At 61.3% G+C, this 23,137-nt stretch carries 24 protein-coding genes; 23 read left to right on the forward strand and 1 reads right to left on the reverse strand.

What is annotated here, in order from left to right; translation table 11 throughout:
• Window positions 1-55: 55 nt before the first annotated feature.
• From ACFPB1_RS06820 to murC, 3 genes are read left to right on the forward strand one after another with little or no spacing between them, the layout of a single operon-like run.
• Window positions 56-2,734 (forward strand): valine--tRNA ligase, encoded by a 2,679-nt coding sequence (locus ACFPB1_RS06820; RefSeq protein WP_379223314.1) that lies wholly within the window; start codon window positions 56-58, stop codon window positions 2,732-2,734.
• Window positions 2,735-2,739: 5 nt separating this feature from the next.
• The gene (locus tag ACFPB1_RS06825; RefSeq protein WP_379223316.1) at window positions 2,740-4,116 is read left to right on the forward strand and encodes a bifunctional folylpolyglutamate synthase/dihydrofolate synthase; all 1,377 of its coding nucleotides are present in this window, start codon (window positions 2,740-2,742) and stop codon (window positions 4,114-4,116) included.
• 7 nt (window positions 4,117-4,123) lie between these two features.
• Window positions 4,124-5,518: a UDP-N-acetylmuramate--L-alanine ligase gene (murC, locus tag ACFPB1_RS06830; RefSeq protein ID WP_379223318.1), complete on the forward strand. Its 1,395-nt coding sequence runs from the start codon at window positions 4,124-4,126 to the stop codon at window positions 5,516-5,518.
• A 423-nt stretch (window positions 5,519-5,941) separates the two neighbouring features.
• Here murC and ACFPB1_RS06835 read toward each other — a convergent pair whose 3' ends face one another.
• Window positions 5,942-6,274: an ArsR/SmtB family transcription factor gene (locus ACFPB1_RS06835; protein WP_379223320.1), complete on the reverse strand. Its 333-nt coding sequence runs from the start codon at window positions 6,272-6,274 to the stop codon at window positions 5,942-5,944.
• A gap of 131 nt (window positions 6,275-6,405) precedes the next feature.
• Here ACFPB1_RS06835 and ACFPB1_RS06840 point away from each other — a divergent pair, with 131 nt between their 5' ends.
• The 20 genes from ACFPB1_RS06840 to ACFPB1_RS06935 all read left to right on the forward strand — a co-directional run bounded on the left by ACFPB1_RS06840 (window position 6,406) and on the right by ACFPB1_RS06935 (window position 22,971).
• Window positions 6,406-7,860 (forward strand): SPOR domain-containing protein, encoded by a 1,455-nt coding sequence (locus tag ACFPB1_RS06840; RefSeq protein WP_379223322.1) that lies wholly within the window; start codon window positions 6,406-6,408, stop codon window positions 7,858-7,860.
• Window positions 7,861-7,922: 62 nt separating this feature from the next.
• On the forward strand, window positions 7,923-8,165 hold the full coding sequence (locus ACFPB1_RS06845; RefSeq protein WP_379223324.1) for a DUF4321 domain-containing protein: 243 nt from the start codon (window positions 7,923-7,925) through the stop codon (window positions 8,163-8,165).
• A 34-nt stretch (window positions 8,166-8,199) separates the two neighbouring features.
• A complete protein-coding gene (locus ACFPB1_RS06850) occupies window positions 8,200-8,829 on the forward strand; it encodes a Maf family protein (protein WP_379223326.1) in 630 nt (209 codons plus the stop codon).
• Window positions 8,830-8,870: 41 nt separating this feature from the next.
• Window positions 8,871-9,563: a RadC family protein gene (radC, locus tag ACFPB1_RS06855; protein ID WP_379223328.1), complete on the forward strand. Its 693-nt coding sequence runs from the start codon at window positions 8,871-8,873 to the stop codon at window positions 9,561-9,563.
• A 44-nt stretch (window positions 9,564-9,607) separates the two neighbouring features.
• Complete coding sequence (locus ACFPB1_RS06860; RefSeq protein ID WP_379223330.1) at window positions 9,608-10,642, forward strand: rod shape-determining protein; 1,035 nt, start codon at window positions 9,608-9,610, stop codon at window positions 10,640-10,642.
• Window positions 10,643-10,724: 82 nt separating this feature from the next.
• Window positions 10,725-11,573 carry a rod shape-determining protein MreC gene (gene mreC, locus ACFPB1_RS06865; protein ID WP_379223540.1) on the forward strand — a complete coding sequence of 283 codons (849 nt, stop codon included), beginning with the start codon at window positions 10,725-10,727 and terminating at the stop codon, window positions 11,571-11,573.
• Complete coding sequence (gene mreD / locus ACFPB1_RS06870; RefSeq protein WP_379223332.1) at window positions 11,570-12,094, forward strand: rod shape-determining protein MreD; 525 nt, start codon at window positions 11,570-11,572, stop codon at window positions 12,092-12,094. The genes mreC and mreD overlap by 4 nt, the downstream gene beginning before the upstream one ends.
• A 65-nt stretch (window positions 12,095-12,159) precedes the next feature.
• Window positions 12,160-12,819 carry a septum site-determining protein MinC gene (locus ACFPB1_RS06875; protein ID WP_379223334.1) on the forward strand — a complete coding sequence of 220 codons (660 nt, stop codon included), beginning with the start codon at window positions 12,160-12,162 and terminating at the stop codon, window positions 12,817-12,819.
• A gap of 19 nt (window positions 12,820-12,838) precedes the next feature.
• On the forward strand, window positions 12,839-13,630 hold the full coding sequence (minD, locus tag ACFPB1_RS06880) for a septum site-determining protein MinD (protein ID WP_379223336.1): 792 nt from the start codon (window positions 12,839-12,841) through the stop codon (window positions 13,628-13,630).
• Window positions 13,631-13,637: 7 nt separating this feature from the next.
• Entirely contained in the window at window positions 13,638-14,786 is a 1,149-nt protein-coding gene (locus ACFPB1_RS06885) for an FtsW/RodA/SpoVE family cell cycle protein (RefSeq protein WP_379223339.1), read from the forward strand.
• Window positions 14,787-14,863: 77 nt separating this feature from the next.
• Complete coding sequence (locus tag ACFPB1_RS06890; RefSeq protein WP_379223341.1) at window positions 14,864-15,652, forward strand: hypothetical protein; 789 nt, start codon at window positions 14,864-14,866, stop codon at window positions 15,650-15,652.
• An 87-nt stretch (window positions 15,653-15,739) separates the two neighbouring features.
• Window positions 15,740-16,735, forward strand: a complete 996-nt coding sequence (locus tag ACFPB1_RS06895) for a peptidoglycan DD-metalloendopeptidase family protein (protein WP_379223343.1) — start codon at window positions 15,740-15,742, stop codon at window positions 16,733-16,735.
• The gene (locus tag ACFPB1_RS06900; protein WP_379223345.1) at window positions 16,728-17,615 is read left to right on the forward strand and encodes a site-2 protease family protein; all 888 of its coding nucleotides are present in this window, start codon (window positions 16,728-16,730) and stop codon (window positions 17,613-17,615) included. Before ACFPB1_RS06895 ends, ACFPB1_RS06900 begins: the two co-directional genes overlap by 8 nt.
• 42 nt (window positions 17,616-17,657) lie before the next feature.
• Entirely contained in the window at window positions 17,658-18,881 is a 1,224-nt protein-coding gene (locus ACFPB1_RS06905; protein ID WP_379223347.1) for an Rne/Rng family ribonuclease, read from the forward strand.
• 264 nt (window positions 18,882-19,145) lie between these two features.
• Window positions 19,146-19,457, forward strand: coding sequence for a 50S ribosomal protein L21 (rplU, locus tag ACFPB1_RS06910; protein WP_379223349.1), 312 nt, complete (start codon window positions 19,146-19,148; stop codon window positions 19,455-19,457).
• Window positions 19,458-19,468: 11 nt separating this feature from the next.
• Window positions 19,469-19,810 carry a ribosomal-processing cysteine protease Prp gene (locus tag ACFPB1_RS06915; RefSeq protein WP_379223352.1) on the forward strand — a complete coding sequence of 114 codons (342 nt, stop codon included), beginning with the start codon at window positions 19,469-19,471 and terminating at the stop codon, window positions 19,808-19,810.
• 14 nt (window positions 19,811-19,824) lie between these two features.
• Window positions 19,825-20,130 (forward strand): 50S ribosomal protein L27, encoded by a 306-nt coding sequence (gene rpmA, locus ACFPB1_RS06920; protein ID WP_379223354.1) that lies wholly within the window; start codon window positions 19,825-19,827, stop codon window positions 20,128-20,130.
• 224 nt (window positions 20,131-20,354) lie between these two features.
• The gene (locus ACFPB1_RS06925) at window positions 20,355-20,999 is read left to right on the forward strand and encodes a Spo0B domain-containing protein (RefSeq protein WP_379223356.1); all 645 of its coding nucleotides are present in this window, start codon (window positions 20,355-20,357) and stop codon (window positions 20,997-20,999) included.
• Window positions 21,000-21,016: 17 nt separating this feature from the next.
• Window positions 21,017-22,345 (forward strand): GTPase ObgE, encoded by a 1,329-nt coding sequence (gene obgE, locus ACFPB1_RS06930; protein WP_379223359.1) that lies wholly within the window; start codon window positions 21,017-21,019, stop codon window positions 22,343-22,345.
• A gap of 149 nt (window positions 22,346-22,494) precedes the next feature.
• Window positions 22,495-22,971: a GNAT family N-acetyltransferase gene (locus ACFPB1_RS06935; protein WP_379223361.1), complete on the forward strand. Its 477-nt coding sequence runs from the start codon at window positions 22,495-22,497 to the stop codon at window positions 22,969-22,971.
• Window positions 22,972-23,137 lie beyond the last annotated feature (166 nt).

The raw sequence follows: 23,137 nt of genomic DNA on the forward strand, positions 1-23,137 counted from the left end.
GGGCGAAACGCGACCGGCGGTGCGGAACGCGCCGAAACCGGACGAGGACATAACGATGGAGGTAGGAATTGAGATGTCGCAAAAATTGACGACGACTGAAATGCCGACGACCTATGACCCGAAGGCTGCGGAAACCAAGTGGTATCCGTACTGGATGGATGGCAAATATTTTGAAGCGGGCAAACGCCCGGACGCGAAGCCGTACACGATCGTGATTCCGCCGCCAAACGTTACCGGCATGCTGCATATCGGGCACGCGCTCGATTTCACGCTGCAGGATATTTTGATCCGTACCAAGCGGATGCAGGGCTTCGACGCGCTCTGGCTGCCGGGCGCGGACCATGCCGGCATCGCGACGCAGACGAAGGTCGAACAGAAGCTGCGCGAGGAAGGGAAGTCGCGCTACGACCTGGGCCGCGAGAAGTTTCTCGAGAAGGTATGGGAGTGGAAGGACAGCTACGCCGCGACGATTCACGAGCAGTGGGCGAAGATGGGCTTCTCCCTGGACTACTCGCGCGAGCGCTTCACGCTCGACGAAGGCCTCTCCCGCGCCGTTCGCGAAGTGTTCGTCCGGCTCTACGAGAAGGGCCTGATCTACCGCGGCAAAAAAATCATCAACTGGGATCCGGCGGCCCGCACGGCGCTCTCGGACATCGAAGTCGAACATAAAGAAGTGAACGGGCACCTGTACCATCTGCAGTACCCGCTGAAGAACGGCTCGGGGCATATCACCGTCGCGACGACGCGTCCGGAGACGATGCTCGGCGACACGGCGGTCGCGGTCCATCCCGAAGACGAACGCTACAAGCACCTGATCGGCGAGCTGATCGTGCTGCCGATCATCGGCCGCGAAATTCCGATCATCGCCGACGAATACGTCGAGAAGGATTTCGGCTCCGGCGCGGTCAAAATCACCCCGGCGCACGACCCGAACGACTTCGAGGTCGGCCAGCGCCATCAGCTGCCGCAAATCGTCGTCATGGACGAAAGCGGGACGATGAACGCGGAAGCCGGTCCGTACAACGGTCTTGACCGCGCGGAATGCCGCAAGCGGATCGTCGCCGACCTGCAGGCGAGCGGCGTCTGCGTCAAGATCGAGGACCACGTCCATCAGGTCGGCCACAGCGAGCGCAGCGGCGCCGTCGTCGAGCCGTACCTGTCGACGCAATGGTTCGTCGACATGAAGCCGCTGGCCGAAGCGGCAATCGAAGCGCAGCGCGGCGGCAAGGGCGTTAACTTCGTACCGGAGCGGTTCGAGCGCACCTATTTGCAATGGATCGAGAACGTGCGCGACTGGTGCATTTCCCGCCAGTTATGGTGGGGCCACCGCATCCCGGCCTGGTATTGCGACGCCTGCGGCGCGATGCACGTCGCGCTTGAGGATCAGACGACGTGCTCCGCGTGCGGCAGCGGATCGCTCCGTCAGGACGAGGACGTCCTGGACACGTGGTTCAGCTCGGCCCTGTGGCCGTTCTCCACGCTTGGCTGGCCGGACCAGACGGAAGACCTGAAGCGGTTCTATCCGACGGACGTGCTCGTCACGGGCTACGACATCATTTATTTCTGGGTTGCGCGGATGATCTTCACGGCGCTCGAGTTCACGGGCGAAATTCCGTTCAAGGACGTCCTGATGCACGGCCTCGTCCGCGACGAGAACGGGAAGAAAATGTCCAAATCGCTCGGCAACGGCGTCGATCCGCTCGATGTCATCGAGAAGTACGGCGCCGACGCGATGCGCTACATGATCTCCACGAGCAGCACGCCGGGGCTCGATCTGCGCTTCCGCTGGGAACGGGTCGAGCAGGCGCGCAACTTCGCCAACAAGATCTGGAACGCGTCGCGCTTCGCGATCATGAACCTGGAAGGCATCGCCGCGTCGGACATCGACATCAACGTGACGCTCGGCACGGCCGACCGGTGGATCCTGCACCGCCTGAACGCGACGGTTGCCGACGCGACCCGCCTGATCGACGCTTACGATTTCGGCGAGACGGGCCGCGTGCTGTACAACTTCATCTGGGATGACCTGTGCGACTGGTACATCGAATTCGCGAAGCTGAGCCTGTACGGCCAAGACGCGGAAGCGAAGCGCGCGACGCAGTCCGTGCTCGCCTACGTGCTCGACCGCACGCAGCGGCTCATTCATCCGTTCATGCCGTTCATCAGCGAAGAAATCTGGCAGCATCTGCCGCATGAAGGCGAGACGGTCTCGCTCGCGCCGTGGCCGGTGTACGACGCCGCCCTGGAAGCGCCGGACGCTGTCGCCGAGATGGAGCTGCTGATGGACCTGATCCGCTCGGTGCGCAACATCCGCGCCGAAGTGAACGTGCCGATGAGCAAGAAGATCGAGCTGCAAATCAAGCCGTCGAGCCCGGCGGAAGCGGGCATCCTGACCCGCAACGAAGAGTTCGTCGTCCGCTTCTGCGGCACGTCCAAGCTGGACATCAGCCTCGAGCTGGCGGCGCCGGATAAGGCGATGACGGCGATCGTGACAGGGGCCGAGCTGTACCTGCCGCTGGCCGGCCTGATCGACATCGAGCAGGAAATCGCCCGGCTGGAGAAGGAAATCCAGCACCTGGACAGCGAAGTGTCGCGCGTCGAGAAGAAGCTCGCGAACGCCGGCTTCGTGGCGAAGGCTCCGGCGAAAGTCATCGAGGAAGAAAAGGCGAAAATGGCCGACTATGCCGATAAGCGCGACAAAGTGAAGGCGCGGATCGCGGAATTGAGAGGCTGAGCGACATGAGCGAACATCAAGACGCACGCGCGGCGGGAACGCTCGCAACCTACGAGGAAGCGCGGCAATGGATCGAAGGGCTGGTGCCGTTCGGCATCCGCCCCGGTCTCGAACGGATCGGGAAGCTGATGGAGCTGACGGGCCATCCAGAGCGCCGGCTGAAGTTCATTCACGTGGCCGGCACGAACGGCAAGGGCTCCGTCTGTGCCTACCTGACGAGCGTGCTGCTGCGCTGCGGCTACGACGTCGGGACGTTTACCTCCCCATACATCACGAAGTTTACGAATCGTTTTCAATATAACGGCACCGACATTCCGGAAGAGACGCTGCTCGCCCTCGCGAACCGGCTGAAGCCGCTCGTCGAGGAGATCGCGGGGACGGAGCTTGGGTCGCCTTCGATGTTCGAAGTGGCGACCGCGCTTGCGATTCTCTACTACGGTACCGTAGCCTATCCGGATTTCGTCGTTTGGGAGACGGGACTCGGCGGCCGGCTGGACGTGACGAACGTCGTCACGCCGCTCGTCTCGGTCATTACGAACGTCGGCCACGATCACATGGACATCCTGGGCGACTCGCTGGAGGCCATCGCGCGCGAGAAGGCCGGTATCATCAAACCTGGCGTGCCGGTCGTCAGCGCGGTCGACCAGCCGGAGCCGACGGCCGTCATCCGCGACACCGCGCAAGCGAGAAACAGCACGCTCTACCTGCTCGGGGAGCAATTCCGCGAGACGGCGTCGCACGTCGGCGAGAACGCGCAGACGTTCCGTTTCGACGGGCTGTTCCGTTCCATCGACGAGCTGACCATCACGTTGAACGGCGCGCATCAGCGGACGAACGCGGCCGTGGCCGTCATGACGCTGGAAGTGATGCGCCAATACTACGCACTGATCGTGGATGACGAGGATTTGAGGGAAGGACTGCGCGCCGCCGCGTGGCCCGGACGGCTGGAGATGCTCGGCGAATCGCCGCGCGTGCTCGTCGACGGCGCCCACAATCCCGAAGGCGCGCAGGTGCTGGCTGCAGCGCTGCGGGACACGTACGCGTACGAGCGTCTTCACATGATGATCGCGATGCTCGCGAATAAGAATCATCGCGATACACTGCGGCATATACTACCTCTAGTGAATACGCTTGTCGTGACAGAGGCGGATTTCCGCAAGGCGCTGCCGGCCGCCGACCTTGCCGAGCTGGTCCGGGAGCTTCGCGATGAGGCGGGCTACGCCTTCGAGCTCATCGTGGAACCGGACTGGAGAGCAGCGCTGGAACGGTTGAAATCGACTGCCGCCGAAGGCGATCTGGCCGTCGTGACGGGCACGCTCTATTTGATTGCCGACGTCCGCTCCCAATTGCTCTATAATCAGGATTCTGAAAAAGGTTGGTGAACCGTCTTTGAATACAGCAGAACACGTTCATTTCATCGGAATTGGCGGTTACGGCATGAGCGCGATCGCGCGCGTCATGCTGGAAATGGGCTACAAGGTGAGCGGCTCCGACGTTGCGAGACAAGAGCTGACGGAGAAGCTTGCGGCCAAAGGGGCGCGGATATTTATCGGCCATGAGCCGGGGCATGTCGCGGGTGCCGATCTCGTCGTCTATTCGACGGCGCTGTCGCGGGACAACGTGGAGCGCAGGGCGGCGGAGGAGCAAAACATCCCGATCCTGCACCGCGCCCAAATGCTGGCCAGACTGATGAACAACGGCAAAGGCGTCGCGGTAGCGGGCGCGCACGGCAAGACGACTACCTCGTCGATGATCGCGCTCGTCATGGAAACCTGCAAACAGGATCCGACGTTCATCATCGGCGGCGAAATCGTCAATGTCGGCACGAACGCCAAAGCCGGCAAGGGCGAGTACGTCGTCGCCGAGGCGGACGAGAGCGACGGTTCGTTCCTGCAGTATCATCCGGCGATCGCCATCGTAACGAACATCGAGCCGGATCATCTCGAGAATTACGACGGCGATTTCAACAAGCTGAAGGCGGCGTACGTCCAGTTTCTGAGCCAGGTGAAGCACGGAGGCAGCGCCATTGTCTGCGCGGACGACGAGAACGTCCAGGCGATGCTGCCGGAGCTCGTAGCGGGACCGCTCGGGGAGAGCGGCGTATTGACGTACGGCATCGATCGGGATGCCGTATACCGGGCCGCGAACATCGAGCTCGGCGACCGGAAGGTCGCGTTCGACATGACGAAGCAGGGGCAGCCGCTCGGCCGGATCGAGCTCTCAGTGCCAGGCCTCCACAACGTGTACAACGCCATGGCGACCGTCATTACGTGTCTGGAAGCGGGCATTCCGTTCGCGGCCATCGCGGAGGCGATCGTCGATTTCCGCGGCGCGAAGCGGCGGTTCCAAGTGCTGGGCGAAATCAACGATATCCTCGTGATCGACGATTACGCCCATCATCCGACGGAGATTCAAGCGACGATCAGCGCGGCCAAATCGACCGGTAAACGGATCGTGGCCGTATTCCAGCCGCAGCGCTATACGCGGACGTTCTTCCTGCTCGAGCAGTTCAGCCGCGCGTTCGCCGAGGCGGACGAGGTGCTGATCACCGACATCTACTCGCCGGCCGGCGAGCAGCAGATCGAAGGCGTCAATTCCAAGCGGCTCGTGGAGCTGATCATCAAGAACAGCAACGCCAACACGCGCTATTATCCGACGAAGGAAGAGGTGCTCGCGGTGCTGACCGAACGGGTGAAGCCGGGCGATCTCGTCATCACGATGGGGGCCGGCGACATCTGGAAGGTCGCCGACGCGTTGGCGAAGACGCTGCGCGGCAAAGCGTGACGAGCGCCGGCGGATAGGAGCGAGGCTGCGGGCTGAAGTGCAGCGGACATTCCGATATGCGGATCAAAAGCCGCTTCCTGGTACCGAGACCGGGGGGCGGCTTTCGTGATGTCCGGACGTTCGCGCGAGAGAGAGACAAAAACCGGAAGTTCCCTTGAATATCGCCTGCGATGGCGGACGCATAACGGCACACGGCGGACAGAACCCCGAAGCGGCCCGCATGAACGGGCCGCTGCCGCTTGTCATACAAAAAAAGCCCTCCCATCATCCGGCCGGACGAGAGAGAGCCATTATATTTCGATTCGTGTTCGCATCGGAGCAGAGAGGCTCGCGAGCGTTCGCGGAAGCGGAGGAAAACCCCGCGCGGGGAATCGCCGCCCGTTCCGCTGCTCGGGAAGGCGCAGCTGGTTCTGCCCGGCCCTCCTAATCGCCGTCCGGCTGCTTGGGCTTGTTTTGAAGTTCCTGCAGATAGTCGTCGAGCTGGTCGAAGCGGTCCTCCCAGACGCGGCGGAACGAACCGAGCCAGGCGTCCAGCTCCTGAAGCGGACGGGTCTCCAGCTTGTAAATCCGCCGGTTGGCGGCAGGCTGGACGCCGACGAGTCCGGCATCGTGCAGCACGCGCAGATGCTTCGAGACTTGAGGCTGCTGAAGCTGGAGCTTATCGGCGATATCGCCGACGGGCAGCGGGCCGTCGCGCAGCAGCTCGACGATGTGTAGCCGATTGGGCTCGGCAAGCGCGCTTAAAGTAGCGTTCATGTTTTTAATATACCCCAAAGGGAATATGCCTGTAAAGGAATATAATGGAAACGATTCGCGGCAGGCTCGTCATAATTCTCTCAACGCTCTCATAGACTTGTACTAGAGTACGCGGACAAGGAGAGATTGCCATGAGCACGAAAGGACGCATTACCTATCGTTTCGATCAACGGACGGGAGCTCTCGTGGAGCCGGCCCAGCCGAAAAAAACGCGCGCATCGGAAAACGATGCCGTTTCTTATTTCCAAGAAGAGCTGACGTTCGCCGCCGACGTCGGCGCCTGGAACAGTCCTTTCCAGGACGATGCCGGGGCGCTGGAGCGGCTTATCCGCGAAGCCGACGGGCAGTTCGCGCTCCGTCAGCCGCAGGGGCGCGCGGGGCAGTCGGCCGCATCCCCGCTGCGGAGCGCCGCGCCGCTCGCGCATGACGCCGTGCTGCCGCCGATGCCGGAGCCGGCCGCTTTCCATCCGGACGACGCGTTTGGGCGTCAGGATGCGATTTTGCTCGGCGATGAGAACGATGCGCGGGAACTGGCCGACCGACCGCCTGCGGCTTATGCGAAGCGCGGTCCGGCGCCGGTGATCGATCTGTATCCCCAGATCGAAATCGACGAAGACGTTTACGCCGGCCGGCACGGCAAGGGGAAAGGCGCCGCCGCGTACCCGCTCGGCTCGGGCAGACGGCCGGCCCAAGGCCCGTCCTGGTTCAAAGTGTTCGCTTCCGTCGCGGGCGCGATCGCCACGGGCGCGCTGTTCGGCTATTTCGTGCTGACGCTGTTCACGAGCGGCGGGGGAACCGATGCCGGAGGCACGGACGCCGGTTCCGTGCCGGCCGTCAGCGGCGGCTTGGCCGGCGACGGCAAGGGCGCGTCGTCCGCGGCGAACGGTGACTCGCCGCCTGCAGCGAGCGCCGGAGGAGCAAAGGACGCCGGCAAGACGGCTGGCGGTGCGGCGAATGCCGGGTCCGCGGCGACCGTGAAGGTCGACGTGCCCGCGGAATCGTATTTCATGCTGCAGTACGGCGTCTTCAGCAGCAAGGAGGGACTCGACGCGGCCGCGGCGGAGCTCCGTGCGAAGGGGCTTGCCGCCGCTTCGCTGACGTCGCAGGACGATTACCGCATCTACGTCGGCATGTCGTCGAACCGGAGCGAAGCGGAGCTGCTCGGCCAGACGCTGACCGGCATGGACGTGTACGTGAAGCAGGTCGATCTGCCCGCTCTGCGCGCGATCCCGTACGGCGGCAAAGCGGCGGAAGCGCAGACGTTCTTCAAGGATACGGCGGAGCTGCTCACCCAGCTGGACGCCATGACCGTTGCCGGCCTGAGCGGCCAGCCCGCCTCGGGAGGCGACTGGGCGGCGCTGCACCAGCAATGGACGGAGTCCGCCTCGCGCGTCGAGTCCGGCATGCCGGCGGGCACGAACAAGGACGCGCTGCACAAGCTCGTGCAAGCCGTCAACACAGCGGCCGTCTCCGCCGGCGAATACGGCAAGAAACCGGCGGAAGCGCATTTGTGGTCGATGCAGACGGCGCTCATGAACGCGGTGTTCATCCAGAAAGCCTGGTTTGAATCGATCGAATCATTGTAAAGCGTTCCCGGGACGCGTATAATAAAACGTACGTGTCAAAAAATGGCGAGGGACGTTGGAAGATGAAGAAAAATTTCTGGGTATTGCTGCTGTTCATCGTAATCGGCCTGATGGCCGGAGCGCTTATCGCGCGTTCGCTGGCCACGGTTCCCGGACTTTCGTTTCTGACGAGAACCTATCCGATCGTTTGGACGCCCGCCGCGGACTTGCTCGTGCTCAGCTACGATTTTACGCTGCGGCTCCATGTCAGTCTGCTGAGCATCATCGGCCTCGCGATCGCCATTTGGCTGTACCGCAAACTATAGGCAGCCGCAAGAGGGCCAAAGGAGCATTGCCATCATGGAACGATCCTCAACCAAGCCAACCGAACATTTACGCCAGCTGGTGCTGGCTTCGTCTTCTCCCCGCCGGCGGGAATTGGTCGCTTCACTCGGCCTTTCCTTGCCGGTTCTCATTTTATCCAGCGACGCGGACGAGAGCACGCCGTCCGATTGGGCGCCGCCGCGCATCGTCGAGCAGCTCGGCCTGCGCAAAGCGCGGGCGACCGCCGCGATGCTGGCCGCCGATGATGCCGCGTCTTCGCTGATCGTCGGCGCCGACACCGTCGTCGTCTTGGACGGCGAGGTGCTGGGCAAGCCCCGCGACCGCGCTGACGCGATCGGCATGCTGAGCCGGCTGCAGGGGCGCGCGCACGAGGTGTATACCGGCGTCGCGTGCGTCGACGCGCGCACCGGCGCGGAGCGGGTTGCCCACCGCCGGACGGAAGTCGTCATGAAGCCGCTCGGCGCCGCGCTGATCGAGCGTTACGTCGACTCCGGCGAGCCGATGGACAAGGCCGGCAGCTACGGGATTCAAGGCCGCGGCGCCGTGCTCATTGATCGGATCGACGGCGACTACTTCAACGTCGTCGGCCTGCCGGTCGCGCTGCTCGCGGACATGCTGTCCGAATTCGGCATCCGCGTCATTTAAGTAAACCGCTTACGCACCCATTCAGAAAGCAGGGAACCTCCATGGAAGCCGAACAGCCCTACGTGCTTCGCGGCATCCCGAACGAAGACCGACCTAGAGAACGCCTGATGACCGTCGGGGCCGACGCACTCAGCCATGCGGAATTGCTCGCGATTCTGCTGCGCACCGGAACGAACAACGAATCCGCCGTCCTTCTCGCGACGCGCATCCTTCAACAATGCGGCAGCCTGCGGGGGCTCGTGGACATGAGCGTCGCCGAGCTCACCCGGATCCGCGGGATCGGTCCCGCGAAGGCGGCGCAGCTGCGCGCCGGGATCGAGCTCGGGCGCCGTATCGCCCGCAGCCGGCAGGGAGACCTGCCGACGATCCGAAAGCCCGCGGACGCCGCGAATCTTATGATGGAAGAGCTCCGTTACTTGAAACAGGAGCACTTCGTCTGTCTATACCTCAATACGAAAAATCAAGTCATCCTAACCGAAACGTTATCCGTCGGCACCCTCAACGCGACGCTCGTCCACCCTCGCGAAGTGTTTCGCGCGGCCATCAAGTGCAGCAGCTCCTCGCTGATCTGCCTGCACAATCACCCCAGCGGCGATCCGACGCCGAGCCCCGAAGACATTGCCCTTACCAGACGCCTGGCCGAAGCCGGAGAGCTCGTCGGCATCGACGTGCTCGATCATTTGGTAATAGGTGACAATCGCTTTATCAGTTTGAAGGAGCAAGGTCACCTGTAATATAATAAGAGGGATTGTCTTACGTAGAAAGGAAGATACAGCTTATGTTTGGTGGGTTTTCGAAAGATCTCGGAATCGATTTGGGCACAGCCAACACGCTCGTTTATGTCAAAGGAAAAGGAATTGTCGTTAGAGAACCTTCCGTGGTCGCTCTGCGTACCGATACAAAAAAAATCGAAGCCGTCGGCGAGCACGCCAAAAAGATGATCGGCCGCACGCCGGGCAACATCCGCGCGATCCGCCCGATGAAGGACGGCGTTATCGCCGACTTCGACACGACTTCCACGATGATCAAGTACTTTATTCGCCAAGCGCAGAAGAGCCGTTCGCTGTTCCCTCGCCATCCGAACGTGATGGTATGCGTGCCGTCGGGCATTACGGCAGTCGAACAGCGCGCCGTTAAAGACGCGACGGTCCAAGCGGGCGCGCGCGAAGCGTTCACGATCGAGGAGCCGTTCGCGGCGGCGATCGGCGCGGATCTGCCGGTCTGGGAGCCGACGGGCAGCATGGTCGTCGACATCGGCGGCGGCACGACGGAAGTGGCCGTCATCTCGCTCGGCGGCATCGTGACGAGCCGTTCGATCCGGATCGCCGGCGACGAGATGGACGAAGCGATCATCCAATACATCAAGCGGATGTACAACCTCATGATCGGCGAACGGACGGCGGAGCAGCTGAAGATGGAAATCGGTTCCGCGCTTGCCCTGGAGCAGCAGGAGTCGATCGAAATCCGCGGCCGCGACTTGGTGTCGGGCCTTCCGAAAACGCTGCCGATTTCGTCGGACGAAATTTGCGACGCGCTCGCCGACACGGTCAACGCGATCGTGGACGCCGTCAAGATTACGCTCGAGAAGTGTCCGCCGGAGCTGTCCGCCGACATCATGGACCGCGGCATCGTCCTCACGGGCGGGGGCGCGCTGCTCAAGAACTTGGACAAGCTGCTCGCGCGGGAGACGGGCATGCCGGTCATCGTGGCGGAGAACCCGCTGGATTGCGTGGCGATCGGAACGGGCAGAGCGCTCGACAACATCGACCTGTTCAAGACGCGCGGAGGCCCGGTATCCCGTTCCAAGAAGTAATCCGGTAATGGCAGTCGGGGAAAACGGATGAGCGAAATGGGCGGGTGAAACGAAATTGTTTAATTGGATGCGCAACAAACGGATGTTTGTGCTCATGATCGTTTTTATTTTATTCGTCGCCGTGATGGGCTTCTCCATCGGCGACCGGAAGAAGCTGACCTGGCCGGAGAATTTCGCGCTTGACACGTCGGGCTTCTTCCAGCAATGGCTGTACCGGCCGGCCGGCTACGTGTCGAACCTGGTGCACGATCTCACCCATCTGCGGGAGGTTTACAAGGAGAACGAGCAGCTGCGCATCGCTGCCGCCGCCTATGCGCGGGATAGCATCAAGTATAACTTCATGGAAGCGGAATTGAAGCAGCTTCAGGACGATCTGAACTTCACGGAAAACCAGAAGAAGCTGAACAACTACAAGTACCTCATCGCGCAAGTGGTGGCCGTCAACAACGATCCGTACGACGAGACGATCCGCATCAATCTCGGCTCCAAGGACGGCATCAAGCCGAACATGGTCGTCGTGACGAACAAAGGCCTGGTGGGCTTGACCACCCGCGTCGATCCGTTCTTCTCGTCCGTCATGCCGATTACGAAGCTCAACGTCAACTCCACCGACACGAAGCAGATCGCCGCCACGGTGCTGGGCAAGGAGAATGAGTCGTTCGGCATCGTCGACAACTACGATTCCGAGACCGGCAAGCTGTCGATGTCGAAGATTTCCGAGCATGACCCGCTCAAGAAGGGCGACACGGTCATTACGTCCGGCAAAGGCAACGTGTTCCCGCGCGGCGTCGTCATCGGCACGGTCGACAGCAGCCAGGTCGGCGATTTCGGCCTGACCTACACGGCGACGATCACGCCGGCGGCCGATTTCGATCACCTGACGGAAGTGTTCGTCGTCCAGACGCCTGATCTCGGAGACGAGACGCCATGAGCCTGCAGCGGATCATCGGGGTCATGCTGCTGTTCTTCCTGACGGAAGGCACGCTCTTCTATTGGCTCGTGCCGGATGATATGGTCGGCCGCATCGTGCCGCATTTTACGCTGGCCTTCGTGCTGTTCGCCGCCCTTTACCGGGGCCGGCATTCCGCGCTGCTGCTCGGCCTGTCGTTCGGCCTGCTGCAGGACCTGGCGTTCTACGGCCGGATTCTCGGCGTCCACTCCTTCTCGATGGGGCTCGTCGGTTACCTGACCGGCCTGCTCATTGAGCGCAAGCGCAGCACGCTGCTCATGGCGCTGTCGATGATCGGGCTGTCCACTCTCGTCTACGATACGGTCGTCTATTTCGTCTACAAGGTGTTCCGCTTGACGGACCAAACGTATGAATGGGCGCTGTCGCAGCACATCATTCCGAGCCTGTTCCTGCAGCTGCTGTTCGCACTCGCGCTGTACGTACCGGCTCGGCGGTGGTTCGAAGGCAGCCTCAAGCCGAAGACGGAAGAAGACGAAGATTGACGCGCCCGCGAGCAGGAATACGCGCGCCATTGCAAGAATCGTATACAGAGAGGGGTGGGGCGAGCGTGACCGAGAAGCAGCATATTACCATAAAAGGCGTCAAGGACGGGCTGATCTTCCTACTCGACGACAATTGCGAATTTTCCGATCTGATGAACGAGCTGCAATACAAATTGGAAAAGTCGCATCAACAGCTGCTGACTGGCCCCATCGTCCACGTGCAAGTGAAGCTCGGCACCCGTCAAATCAACGAAGACGAGAAGGAACGGATCAAGGCCGCGATCCGCCAGCAGGGCAACCTGCTCGTGCAGTCGATCGAGAGCGAAGCCCGGCCGCAGCCGCAGCCCGAGGACGGCAACAACCTGAAGCTGCTGACGGGCATCGTCCGCAGCGGGCAGACCGTCGAGCACGACGGGAATCTGCTGCTCATGGGGGACGTCAATCCCGGGGGCACGGTCCTCTGCACCGGCGATATCTACGTGCTGGGCGCTCTTCGCGGGCTCGCCCATGCCGGGTACAAGGGTCGCAGGGATACCGTCATCGCGGCCTCGTTGCTGAAGCCGACGCAGCTGCGCATCGACGACGTCATCAGCCGTCCGCCGGACGAGTGGATCACGGGAGACGCGATGATGGAGTATGCGTTCTTGAGCGAAGGCGTCATGAAAATCGATAAAATCGCGCAGCTGCAGCGCCTGCGGAGGCTGCCGGTCGTGTTTAGAGCTTGAGCGGGGGAGTGTGAAAGTCATGGGAGAAGCGATTGTAGTCACGTCGGGTAAAGGCGGGGTCGGTAAGACGACGACTTCGGCCAATATCGGTACGGCGCTCGCTTTGCTTGGCAAAAAGGTTTGCATGGTCGATACCGACATCGGCCTGCGCAATTTGGACGTGGTCATGGGGCTCGAGAACCGCATCATCTACGATTTGATCGACGTTGCCGAAGGCCGCTGCAGGCTGAACCAGGCGCTGGTGAAGGACAAACGTTTCGAAGAGCTGTACATGCTGCCGGCCGCGCAAACGAAGGATAAGAGCGATATTACGCCCGACCAGGTCAAGGACATCGTGCTGGAACTGAAGAAGGAATTCGATTACGTCATCATCGACTGTCCGGCGGGGATCGAGCAGGGCTTCCGCAACGCGATCGCCGGCGCCGACCGCGCGATCATCGTGACGACGCCGGAGAACGCGGCCGTCCGCGACGCGGACCGGGTCATCGGCTTGCTGGAGCAGTCGCAGGTGCCCGCGCGGCTCATCATCAACCGAATCCGAGCCAATATGGTCCGTTCGGGAGAAATGCTGGACGTCGACGAGATTTGCCAGGTGCTCGCCATCGATCTGCTGGGGATCGTCCCGGACGACGAGAAGGTCATCAAGGCGGCGAACGCCGGCGAGCCGACCGTCATGGATCCTTCGTCCCGCGCCGCCATCGCCTACCGCAACATCGCGAGACGGATGCTCGGCGACATGGTGCCGCTCATGCCGCTCGAAGAGAAGACGGGCGTCATGAAGCGATTCCGCAAGTTTCTTGGAATAGGATGATTCGGAAGTGCTGAATAAACTGAAAAAAATCGACGTGAGCATGATTCTCATCCTGCTCGCGTTCGCGGTCGTCAGCACGCTGCTCGTGCACAGCGCGACCTATGGCAATCCGGACTACGCCAACTACGACTTGCGGACGGTCATTTTCTACGTGCTTGGCTTTTTCGTGGCGCTGGTCGCGGCGCTGTTCGATTACCGGCTGTACTTGAAAGCCTGGTTCGTGCTGTACGGGTTCGGCTTGATTTTGCTGGTCGTCGTCTATTTGACAGCGCCCGAGATCAACGGCGCGAAGAGCTGGTTTCAGCTGCCGGGCGGCCTGCAGTTCCAACCGGCCGAGATGGTGAAGATCATCTTGATCATCACCGTCGCGTACCTGATGGGCAGGCGGCAGGGCGATCCGCTGCGGGTACGGCAGGATCTGTTCGTCATCGCGGCATTCTCGTTCGTGCCGTTCGCGCTCGTCATGATCCAGCCTGACTTGGGCAATGCCATCATTTATTTGGTCATCGTGCTCGGCATGCTGTGGATCGGCAACGTCCGGTACACGCATGTGCTGCTCGGCTTGACGATCGTCGTCGGCAGCCTCATGGTGTTCATGTTCCTGTTCAATACGTATAACCAGCAAATTCACGATTACGCGGAAAGCCAGCACAAGCTGCACTGGTATGAGCGGATCAACGGCTTCATTAACCCGGAGACGGCCTCGGACAAGGAAGTCTATCAGGCGCAGAAGGCCAAGATCGCGATCGGTTCCGGCGGGTTGACCGGCGACGGGTACATGAAGGGCGAGTCCAAAAACCGTAAATTCATTCCGTATCCGTACTCCGACGCCATCTTCGTCGTCATCGGCGAAGAGTTCGGGTTCCAGGGCGCCGCGGTCGTGCTGATGCTCTATTTCCTGCTCATCTACAGGATGATCATCATCGCCTTCCAATGTTACGACATGCGAGGATCGTTCATCATCATCGGCATCGTCTCGATGTACGTCTTCCAAGTGTTCCAGAACATCGGCATGATGATCGGGCTAATGCCGATCACCGGTATCACGCTGCCGTTCATCAGCTACGGCGGCACGTCGCTGCTGCTCAACATGCTGTGCATCGGCATCGTCTTCAGCGTGAAGGTGCACCAGGAGAAATACGAATTGAACGCGTGACCGTCCGGCATCCCCGGGCGGTTTTTTCGCATTAACGCGGCCGGATGCCATGATTCGCAATCAAAGGAGGAAAGACCATGTTCGCGCATTACGTCGGCATCGATTATTCCGGCAAAGGATTGCCCACGCAGCGGCATACCGCCATTCAGATATTCGAGTCGGACCCGGCCGGCATGCCGGTCCGGGCTTTGGAGAGGAGCAGCTGGTCGCGGGAGGGCGCGTACCGGTATTTGGCGGAGCGGCTAATGGAGCAGCGCGCCGGCGGACGCGGGCCGATGATCGTCGTCATCGACCACGGCTTGTCGTTCCCGCTATCGTATTTCCGGGAGGCGACGCCGGTCAAGCCCGCCTTCGCCTCGTGGCATGACTTCCTGCAGCATTTCCACGCGCTGTGGGGCGCGGCGAAGGAACGGCCGGTCTCGACCGTCGCCGCGCCGACGCTGCCGTACGGCCGGCCGACGGAGCTGCGGCTGACGGAGAAATTCACGTCTTCGGCCAAGAGCGTGCTGAATCTCGATCCGAGGCTCATCTCGGTCGCGTTTTCGACGCATGCCGGCCTTCCGTGGCTGTACGAGCTTCGCCGGGATTTCTCGGACGTACTGCACGTCTGGCCGTTCGACGGGCTGCAGCCGGAAGCGGGCAAGAGCGTGCTCGCCGAAGCGTACCCGTCGCTCTTCTACAACCGGTACGGGTATCCGGCGGAGCTGGCGAAGCGGGACGAACGCGACGCGTACGCGGTGTCCCTCTGGCTGCGCGAGCAGGACGCCGCCGGCACGCTGCCGCTGTATCTCGCGCTGCCGACGCTGACGCCCGAGACGCGCGAGGAGATCGTACCGCTGGAAGGCTGGATCCTCGGCGTCCTGTAGCGGGCGATCGCCCTCGGCCCAACTCATAACCCGTCCCGGCCGCTCATATACTGGAATGAACAAGCCGTATAGGTGGAGGGATCGGTTATGAGGAGCCGCAACAGCATTCGCGAACGCCGGCAGGAGCGCATCCGCCGTATTTTGGAAGAACACGCCGGACAGGCCGGACAGGCCGCGCACCGGCCGGCGGAACTGCGGCAGGAATGGCCGCCGCGGCCGGACGCGCCTTTCGCGCTGCCTTCCGGAGCGCCGCACCCCGGGAACGGCGCCGGCATGCCGGACAGGCTGCCCGTCTTGCCCGCTTTGCCCGCCGGGCAGCGGGACGAGCAAGATCCGGAGCGGGTGTGGAAAGCCAATCCGAACCCGTGGGAAACCGCCGGCTGGAGCATCGCCCCTTTGCCGAGCAAAGACGTCAAGGCCGCCAAGCGGGGCGGCCCGCCGCCGGAGCGCCCGGGCGGCTACCGTTTCGTCGTTCGGGGGCTTTTCATTCAGTCGGCCATCGCCGCGGCGGTGTTCGCGATCGTCTTCGCGATGTTCAAATCGGACTTGCCCGTCGCTAAGAAAGGCCAGGAAGCCGTCACCGCCGCCTTGACGGAAAACATGGATTACGCCGCCGCCTCGTCCTTATACAAGAAATGGTTCGCCGGAGCGCCTTCGTTCATCCCCATCTTCGGGAACGGCAGCGGCGAGGAATCGCGGCTCGCGGAAGGCGGCGTGGAGCTGCCGATCGTCTCCCCGCTGCCCGCCGGCACTCTCGTGCGTTCGTTCGCGGAGACGCTGAGCGGCGTCGATATCGCGGGCAGCCCGGAACAGACAGTGGTTGCGGCCGAGACAGGCCGCGTCATCCTCGTCTCGAAGGACGCGGACGGCGGCGACACCGTCGTCGTGCAGCACGCCAACGAACGGGTGACGGTGTACAGTCACTTGAGCGGCGTGATCGTCGCGGCCAACGACTGGGTCGAAGCCGGCAAAACGCTCGGCAAGCTGCAGGCTAATGAGGAAGGCGGACAGAGCTTGCTCTATTTCGCCGTGAAGGAGAAAGGCCGATACGTCGATCCCGCGGACGTCGTTCCGATTGATTAAACTTGGCGGCATCCGGTGGTCCGTTCATCCGCTCTTCGTGCTCGTCATGCTCGCTTCCGTCGTTACGGGTTATTTCGCAGAGCTCCTGACGCTGTTCGCCATCGTGCTCGTTCACGAGCTCGGCCATGTGTTTGCGGCGAAGGGGTTCGGCTGGACGGTGCGCGAGGTGAAGCTGCTGCCCTTCGGCGGGGTGGCGGAGGTCGAGGACGGGAGCGGGCTTCCGGCCAGGGAGGAGGCGCTGGTGGCGATCGCCGGCCCTCTCCAGAACGCGTGGATGGCGGGCGCCGCCTGGCTGCTCGGGTATACGGGCCTATGGGATCCGGCCTGGGCGGCTTATGTGTGCGAAGCCAACCTGATGATCGGATTGTTCAATCTGCTGCCGATCCTGCCGCTCGACGGCGGGAAGCTCATGCAGGCGGCCCTCAGCCGTACGCTGACGTTTCATGCCACGCTCGTCTGGGGGACGAGAATCAGTCTGCTCTTCAGCGCGCTGATGATCGCAAGCGCGATCGTGCCCGCCGCGACGAGCGGCAACGCGGTTCATCTGCATCTGAACCTGATCGCCGTGGGTGTCTTCCTGCTGCTCAGCAATTGGACGACCCGCCGCAACATCCCGTTCCTCTTTCTCCGCTTTCTGACAAGCCGCGCGGCATCGGCGTCCCAATCGGTGACCCGTGGGACGTGGGCGTTTCCGATCATCGTGCCGAAGGGCTACACGGTGTTCGGCGCGCTGCGGCTGTTCAAGCGGGACGCCTACCATCTGATCGTCGTGATGGAAGAGCAGGGGGACGTGCTGGGCGTGCTGCCGGAGCAGCGGCTCGTGACCGGATTTCTATCGGACGGAAAAGCGGACCGTGCAGTCTTGGAGCTTTTCATGTAAAATAGGTATCCGTGGAGACCGACCGAGGCAGGAGGTCATGGAATGAAAAAAATGCTCGTTCACGGTCAGAAAGACATGCTGCAAATCGCTATCGTCGATGATCATGTCCTGCAGGAATATTATATGGAAAAAACCGAACACGCCGGCCAGCTCGTCGGCAGCATCTATAAGGCGCGCGTCGTGAACGTGCTGCCCGGCATGCAGGCGGCCTTCGTCGACATCGGGCTGCCGAAGAACGCGTTTCTGTACATCGACGACGTGCTGCATCCGCATCTGGACCGTCAGCCGAAGGAGAAGCCGCAGATCAATCGGCTGCTGCAGCCCGGCCAGGAACTGCTCGTGCAGGTGATGAAGGAACCGCTCGGCGGCAAGGGCGCGCGGGTCACCACGCACTTCTCCCTGCCGGGCCGATTCCTCGTCTATATGCCGATCGCCGATTACATAGGCGTCTCGAAGAAAGTCAGCACGGAAGCGGAGCGTTCGCGCATGCGCGCGATCGGGGAGCGCATCCGGCTGTCCGGAGAAGGCGTCATCATGCGGACGGCCGCCGAAGGCGAGAGCGTGGAGTCGCTGGAGGGGGACGTGCGGTTTCTGCGCGAGCTCTGGCAGGAGATTCGCCACCGCGGCGAAGCGGCTTCGGCGCCGATGCTGCTCCACCGCGACGCCGATCTCGTGCACCGGCTGGTCCGGGATCTGCTGACGGCCGAGATCGACGAGATCTGGATCGACGACGGCGCCGTCTTCCGCAAGACGAAGTCCATGATGAAGCGGCTGGCGCCTGCTATGCTCCCGCGGCTTCGGTTATTCGAGCCCGTCATCGGCGGCGCTTCGCTCTTCCAGCAGGCGCACATACACGAGCAGATGCAGGAAGCGTGCCAGCGCCGTTACCGGCTCAAGTCCGGGGGCGATCTCGTCTGGGACGCGACCGAGGCGCTGACCGTCATCGACGTCAACACGGGCCGCTTCGTCGGCACCTCCGACCTGGAGGACACGGTATTCCGGACGAATTTGGAGGCGGCCGAGCAGATCGCCCGGCTCCTGCGGCTCCGGGACGTCGGCGGCATCATCATCGTGGATTTCATCGACATGGAACAGGAGCAGCACCGGGAACAGGTCATGGGGCTGCTCGAGCGCAGCATCCGCTCCGACCGGACCAAGTGCCAGGTCGTCGGCTGGACAAGGCTCGGCCTGCTCGAGATGACGCGCAAGAAGGTCCGCGAGCAGAAGGCGCTGCCGGCGAAGGAAGCAGCGGGGAGCAAGGAGTAACGGGACGCGCGAACGCACGATGATGCGGGGGAACGGCTGGAGGCGGATCGCTTCTTGGCGCGGCCGCGCCAAGAATGGCCGGACAAATGCAGGATTTATGCGTTGCTATCGGACTTGATGTGTGTTATTATGTTATGGTGTCTGCGATTGAGATGGGCGAATTGCATACGCGTTAACCGCACAGAACAGGTTTTGAAGCTCGCGCGAGCTCCGCTTACGCGGCACCTGAATCAGGCGAGTCTTCGATATAAGGAGGTGCAACACATGTTTGCAATCATTGAAACGGGCGGAAAGCAATACAAAGTACAAGAGGGCGACGTACTGTACATCGAGAAACTGGATGCCGCAGAAGGTACGAGCGTCACGTTCGACCGCGTACTGGCTGTTTCCAAAGGCGAAGAGTTCGTTACGGGCACGCCGGTCGTTTCCGGTGCGAAAGTAACGGCAACGGTCGAGAAGCACGGCAGAGGCCAAAAAATCGTTGTTTATAAATACAAGGCGAAGAAAAACTACCGTCGTAAGCAAGGTCACCGTCAACCGTACTCCAAAGTAACGATTGGCAAGATCGAAGCGTAAGAGGCAGCACGATGATTACGGTCACCATTGCGCGGCAGTCCGCCGCCGATCGACGGATCGTATCGTTCGCGATAGAGGGACATGCCAAGTTCGCCAATCCGGGCAAAGACATCGTTTGTGCCGGGGTGTCGGCCGTATCGGTCGGCACGGTGAACGCGATCGAAGAACTGGCGGGCGTCGAGCTCCCGGCTTCGATGAAGAGCGGCTGGCTTCGATCTGAAATTCCCGCCATAGCGGATGCGGATTCCGACGCGAAGATGCAGCTGCTGCTGGAGGGCATGATCGTGATGCTCGAATCCATCGCGGCCTCGTACGGCAAGTTTGTCGTCATCCATCAACAATTTCGTCAATGAAGGAGGGAACATCCATGTTGAAACTGAATCTTCAGCTCTTCGCTTCGAAGAAAGGCGTAGGTTCGACGAAGAACGGACGCGACAGCCAATCGAAGCGTCTCGGCGCCAAGCGTGCCGACGGCCAGACGGTAACGGCGGGAAGCATTCTTGTTCGTCAACGCGGAACGAAAGTTCATCCGGGCAACAACGTTGGTATCGGTAAAGACGATACGCTCTTCGCGAAAGTGGAAGGCGTCGTGAAATACGAACGTTGGGGACGCGACCGTAAGAAAGTCAGCGTTTACCCGGTTGCAGCGGCAGCGATCGCTGCGGCGGAATAAGCAACACTCCCCGGTCTGCTCGCAGGCCGGGGTTTTCTTTATTTTTGCGGGAGAGCCGGCACCGCTAAACGGCGACAGCCGTGTAGCGGTATGCTATACTGTTAAGGTTAGGAAAGAATAGGAAAGTAGGCTCGGTCGTCATGAATCGCATCCGATATTACGCGGCCGCTTCCGTCCTTCTGCCGGCGGCTGCGGTTCTGGTTTGGCCCATGCAGCGATGGCTTTTGGCAATCTTTTTGGCGTGGACGGCGGGCGCGGCGGTCATGTGGAACCGCTCTCTCTCGGCCGAGCAAGCAGAGCGGCGCAAGGATATGGAGCGCGCGATGCAGCGGACCGCGATCGCGACGCTCAATCACCACCGGCATGATTGGATGAACGACCTGCAGATCGTCTACGGCTACATTCGGATGGGCAAGACGGATAAGACGATCCAGTGCGTGGAACAGATAAGGGAACGGATGCAGACGGAAAGCAAAATCGCCAAGCTCGGGGTTCCCGCGCTGGTTCTGTTCTTGCAATCGTTCCGCACGACGACCAGTGCCATGGTCATCGATATGGACATCGACGGCGAAGTGAACCTGGCCGAAATGGGCCCGGAAGGCGAACGGGCGGCGCAGGCGGTCATAGAACTGATCCGGGCTTATCGGGAAGCTGCGGTATCGAACGGCGGAGAACCGGCTAGGCTGCTGGTGGATCTGTCCGCGGACGAAGAGCTTCTGACGCTGGCGTTTTACTTCGACGGCGAGCTGGAGTCCGGCGAGGCATGGAAGAAGAATTGCGAGCTGGCGCTTAAGGGTGCCCCGCTGAAGGCGACGGAATGGGACCCGGACAAAGGGACGCTCATGCTTGAGGCGCAGCTTGGGAAGTAAACGGAGGAAGCAAAGACATGTTTGTCGATAAGGCGAAAATATTCGTAAAAGGCGGCGACGGCGGGAACGGAATCGTCTCGTACCGCCGGGAAAAATACGTGCCGCAGGGCGGTCCGGCCGGCGGCGACGGCGGCAAAGGCGGCGACGTCATCTTCCGCGTGGACAGCGGACTTAGGACGTTGATGGACTTCCGCTACCAGAAGCATTTCAAGGGCGAGCGGGGCGAGCGCGGGAAAGTGAAGACGATGCATGGGTCGAACGCGGAGGACATGGTCGTCCGGATTCCGCCGGGCACGGTCATTATCGACGACGATTCCGGCGAGATTCTCGCGGACATGACGACGCACGGCTCCGAACTCGTCGTAGCCCGCGGCGGACGCGGCGGACGCGGCAACACGCGGTTCGCGACGGCGAGCAACCCGGCGCCGGATTTCGCAGAGAACGGCGAGGAAGGCGAAGAGCGCTGGATCATCCTGGAGCTGAAGGTCATGGCCGACGTCGGGCTGGTCGGGTTTCCGAGCGTGGGCAAGTCGACGCTGCTGTCGATCGTCTCGGCGGCGCAGCCGAAGATCGGCGCCTATCACTTCACGACGATCTCGCCGAATCTCGGCGTCGTCGACGTCGGCGACGGACGCAGCTTCGTCATGGCGGACCTGCCGGGTTTGATCGAGGGCGCGCACGAAGGCGTCGGCCTCGGCCACGATTTTCTGCGCCACGTTGAGCGGACGCGGATCATCCTGCACGTGCTGGACATGTCGGGCTCCGAGGGGCGCGATCCGTATCAGGATTGGATCACAATCAACCAGGAGCTGGAGCTGTACAACGCCGCGCTGGCTACGCGGCCCCAGATCATCGTCGCGAACAAGATGGACATGCCGGAAGCGGAGGAGCAGCTCGCTCGGTTCCGCGAACAGCTGGCGGCGCGCGGCGACGAGACCGAGCATCAGATCGTGGCGATGTCTTCGCTGACGAAGCAAGGCGTGCAGGAGCTGCTGTACAAGGCGGCGGACCTGCTCGAGACCGTGCCGGAGACCCGTCAAATCGAGGAAGTGCGGGACGTGGCCGAACGCAAGGTGTTCCGGCTGGACCGGGAAGAAGACCGATCCTTCAAGGTCGGCAAAGAGAATGAAGGCTTCTACGTGGAGAGCCTCTACATCGAGAAGTTCATGAAGCGCGTCAACCTGAACAATTCGTACGACGCTATCATGCGCTTCGCGCGGACGCTGCGGATGATGGGCGTCGACGCGGCGCTTCGCAAGATCGGCGCGAAGGACGGCGATATCGTCCGCATCGGGGATTATTCGTTCGAATTTTTCGAGGGAAGCGACTTCTATTACCACGAATAGCGTCCGGAGCCCGGCTGCCGGAGCCGTGTCTGCCTGCTGCAGGCGCGGCTCGCGGCGGCTTTTTTCGTGCGGTTTTGATTATTTCGAACATATGTTCTATAATAGAAGGAATAGCGGATGCTATAATTTTCACCTGAATGAGGTGTAATATGGAAGTGCTGACGCTGCGTGACGTAATCGAAGACGACCTATCGATTTTCTTTGAACAGCAGTTGGACGCGACTGCCAATTTCATGGCTGCCTTTACTGCGAAGGACCCGTCGGATAAAGCCGCTTTTAAGGCGCATTGGGCAAAGATTTTAAACAATGAGACGATAATAAAAAAGACCATCATATATCATGGAAAGGTGGCGGGACATGTCTCGAGCTTCGAACAGTTCGGTGAACGGGAAGTCAGCTATTGGATCGGACGCGAATACTGGGGGAAGGGTGTCGCGACTGAAGCACTCTCTCAGTTTCTGAGGGGGATACCTATTCGCCCTCTTTATGCTCGTGCGGCGAAGGATAACATTGCTTCCATTCGCGTATTAGAAAAGTGCGGCTTTGAGATAGAAGGGGAAGACAAGGGGTACGCCAATTCACGAGCCGAGGAAGTGGAAGAGTTTATCCTGAAATTGGCTCAATAGTAAGCCGGTGTGGTCGCAACTATCGAACGTTGGCTCAATTAACGGTCCTCCTCAGGAGGCGGTTATCTTTTTACCTGAACGCAACATCAAGGTTTTACATAACCTTTCGCATAAACGCGGAGAACGGAAGTAATGGTGTAGAACTGACTATTGCCGCGTCTCCGTT

The sequence above is a fragment of the Paenibacillus sp. GCM10023250 genome, from assembly GCF_042653205.1.
In the GTDB taxonomy this organism is placed as follows: Bacteria; Bacillota; Bacilli; order Paenibacillales; family Paenibacillaceae; genus Paenibacillus_Z.

Coding starts and splice junctions, on each gene's coding strand:
- radC (WP_379223328.1), top strand. CDS start 8,871: ATGGAAGCCGAACAGCCCTACGTGCTTCGCGGCATCCCGAACGAAGAC.
- minD (WP_379223336.1), top strand. CDS start 12,839: ATGGGAGAAGCGATTGTAGTCACGTCGGGTAAAGGCGGGGTCGGTAAG.
- rplU (WP_379223349.1), top strand. CDS start 19,146: ATGTTTGCAATCATTGAAACGGGCGGAAAGCAATACAAAGTACAAGAG.
- mreC (WP_379223540.1), top strand. CDS start 10,725: ATGTTTGTGCTCATGATCGTTTTTATTTTATTCGTCGCCGTGATGGGC.
- mreD (WP_379223332.1), top strand. CDS start 11,570: ATGAGCCTGCAGCGGATCATCGGGGTCATGCTGCTGTTCTTCCTGACG.
- ACFPB1_RS06845 (WP_379223324.1), top strand. CDS start 7,923: ATGAAGAAAAATTTCTGGGTATTGCTGCTGTTCATCGTAATCGGCCTG.
- ACFPB1_RS06905 (WP_379223347.1), top strand. CDS start 17,658: ATGAAAAAAATGCTCGTTCACGGTCAGAAAGACATGCTGCAAATCGCT.
- ACFPB1_RS06840 (WP_379223322.1), top strand. CDS start 6,406: ATGAGCACGAAAGGACGCATTACCTATCGTTTCGATCAACGGACGGGA.
- ACFPB1_RS06820 (WP_379223314.1), top strand. CDS start 56: ATGGAGGTAGGAATTGAGATGTCGCAAAAATTGACGACGACTGAAATG.
- ACFPB1_RS06890 (WP_379223341.1), top strand. CDS start 14,864: ATGTTCGCGCATTACGTCGGCATCGATTATTCCGGCAAAGGATTGCCC.
- ACFPB1_RS06835 (WP_379223320.1), bottom strand. CDS start 6,274: ATGAACGCTACTTTAAGCGCGCTTGCCGAGCCCAATCGGCTACACATC.
- ACFPB1_RS06825 (WP_379223316.1), top strand. CDS start 2,740: ATGAGCGAACATCAAGACGCACGCGCGGCGGGAACGCTCGCAACCTAC.
- obgE (WP_379223359.1), top strand. CDS start 21,017: ATGTTTGTCGATAAGGCGAAAATATTCGTAAAAGGCGGCGACGGCGGG.
- rpmA (WP_379223354.1), top strand. CDS start 19,825: ATGTTGAAACTGAATCTTCAGCTCTTCGCTTCGAAGAAAGGCGTAGGT.
- ACFPB1_RS06915 (WP_379223352.1), top strand. CDS start 19,469: ATGATTACGGTCACCATTGCGCGGCAGTCCGCCGCCGATCGACGGATC.
- ACFPB1_RS06860 (WP_379223330.1), top strand. CDS start 9,608: ATGTTTGGTGGGTTTTCGAAAGATCTCGGAATCGATTTGGGCACAGCC.
- ACFPB1_RS06935 (WP_379223361.1), top strand. CDS start 22,495: ATGGAAGTGCTGACGCTGCGTGACGTAATCGAAGACGACCTATCGATT.
- ACFPB1_RS06850 (WP_379223326.1), top strand. CDS start 8,200: ATGGAACGATCCTCAACCAAGCCAACCGAACATTTACGCCAGCTGGTG.
- ACFPB1_RS06895 (WP_379223343.1), top strand. CDS start 15,740: ATGAGGAGCCGCAACAGCATTCGCGAACGCCGGCAGGAGCGCATCCGC.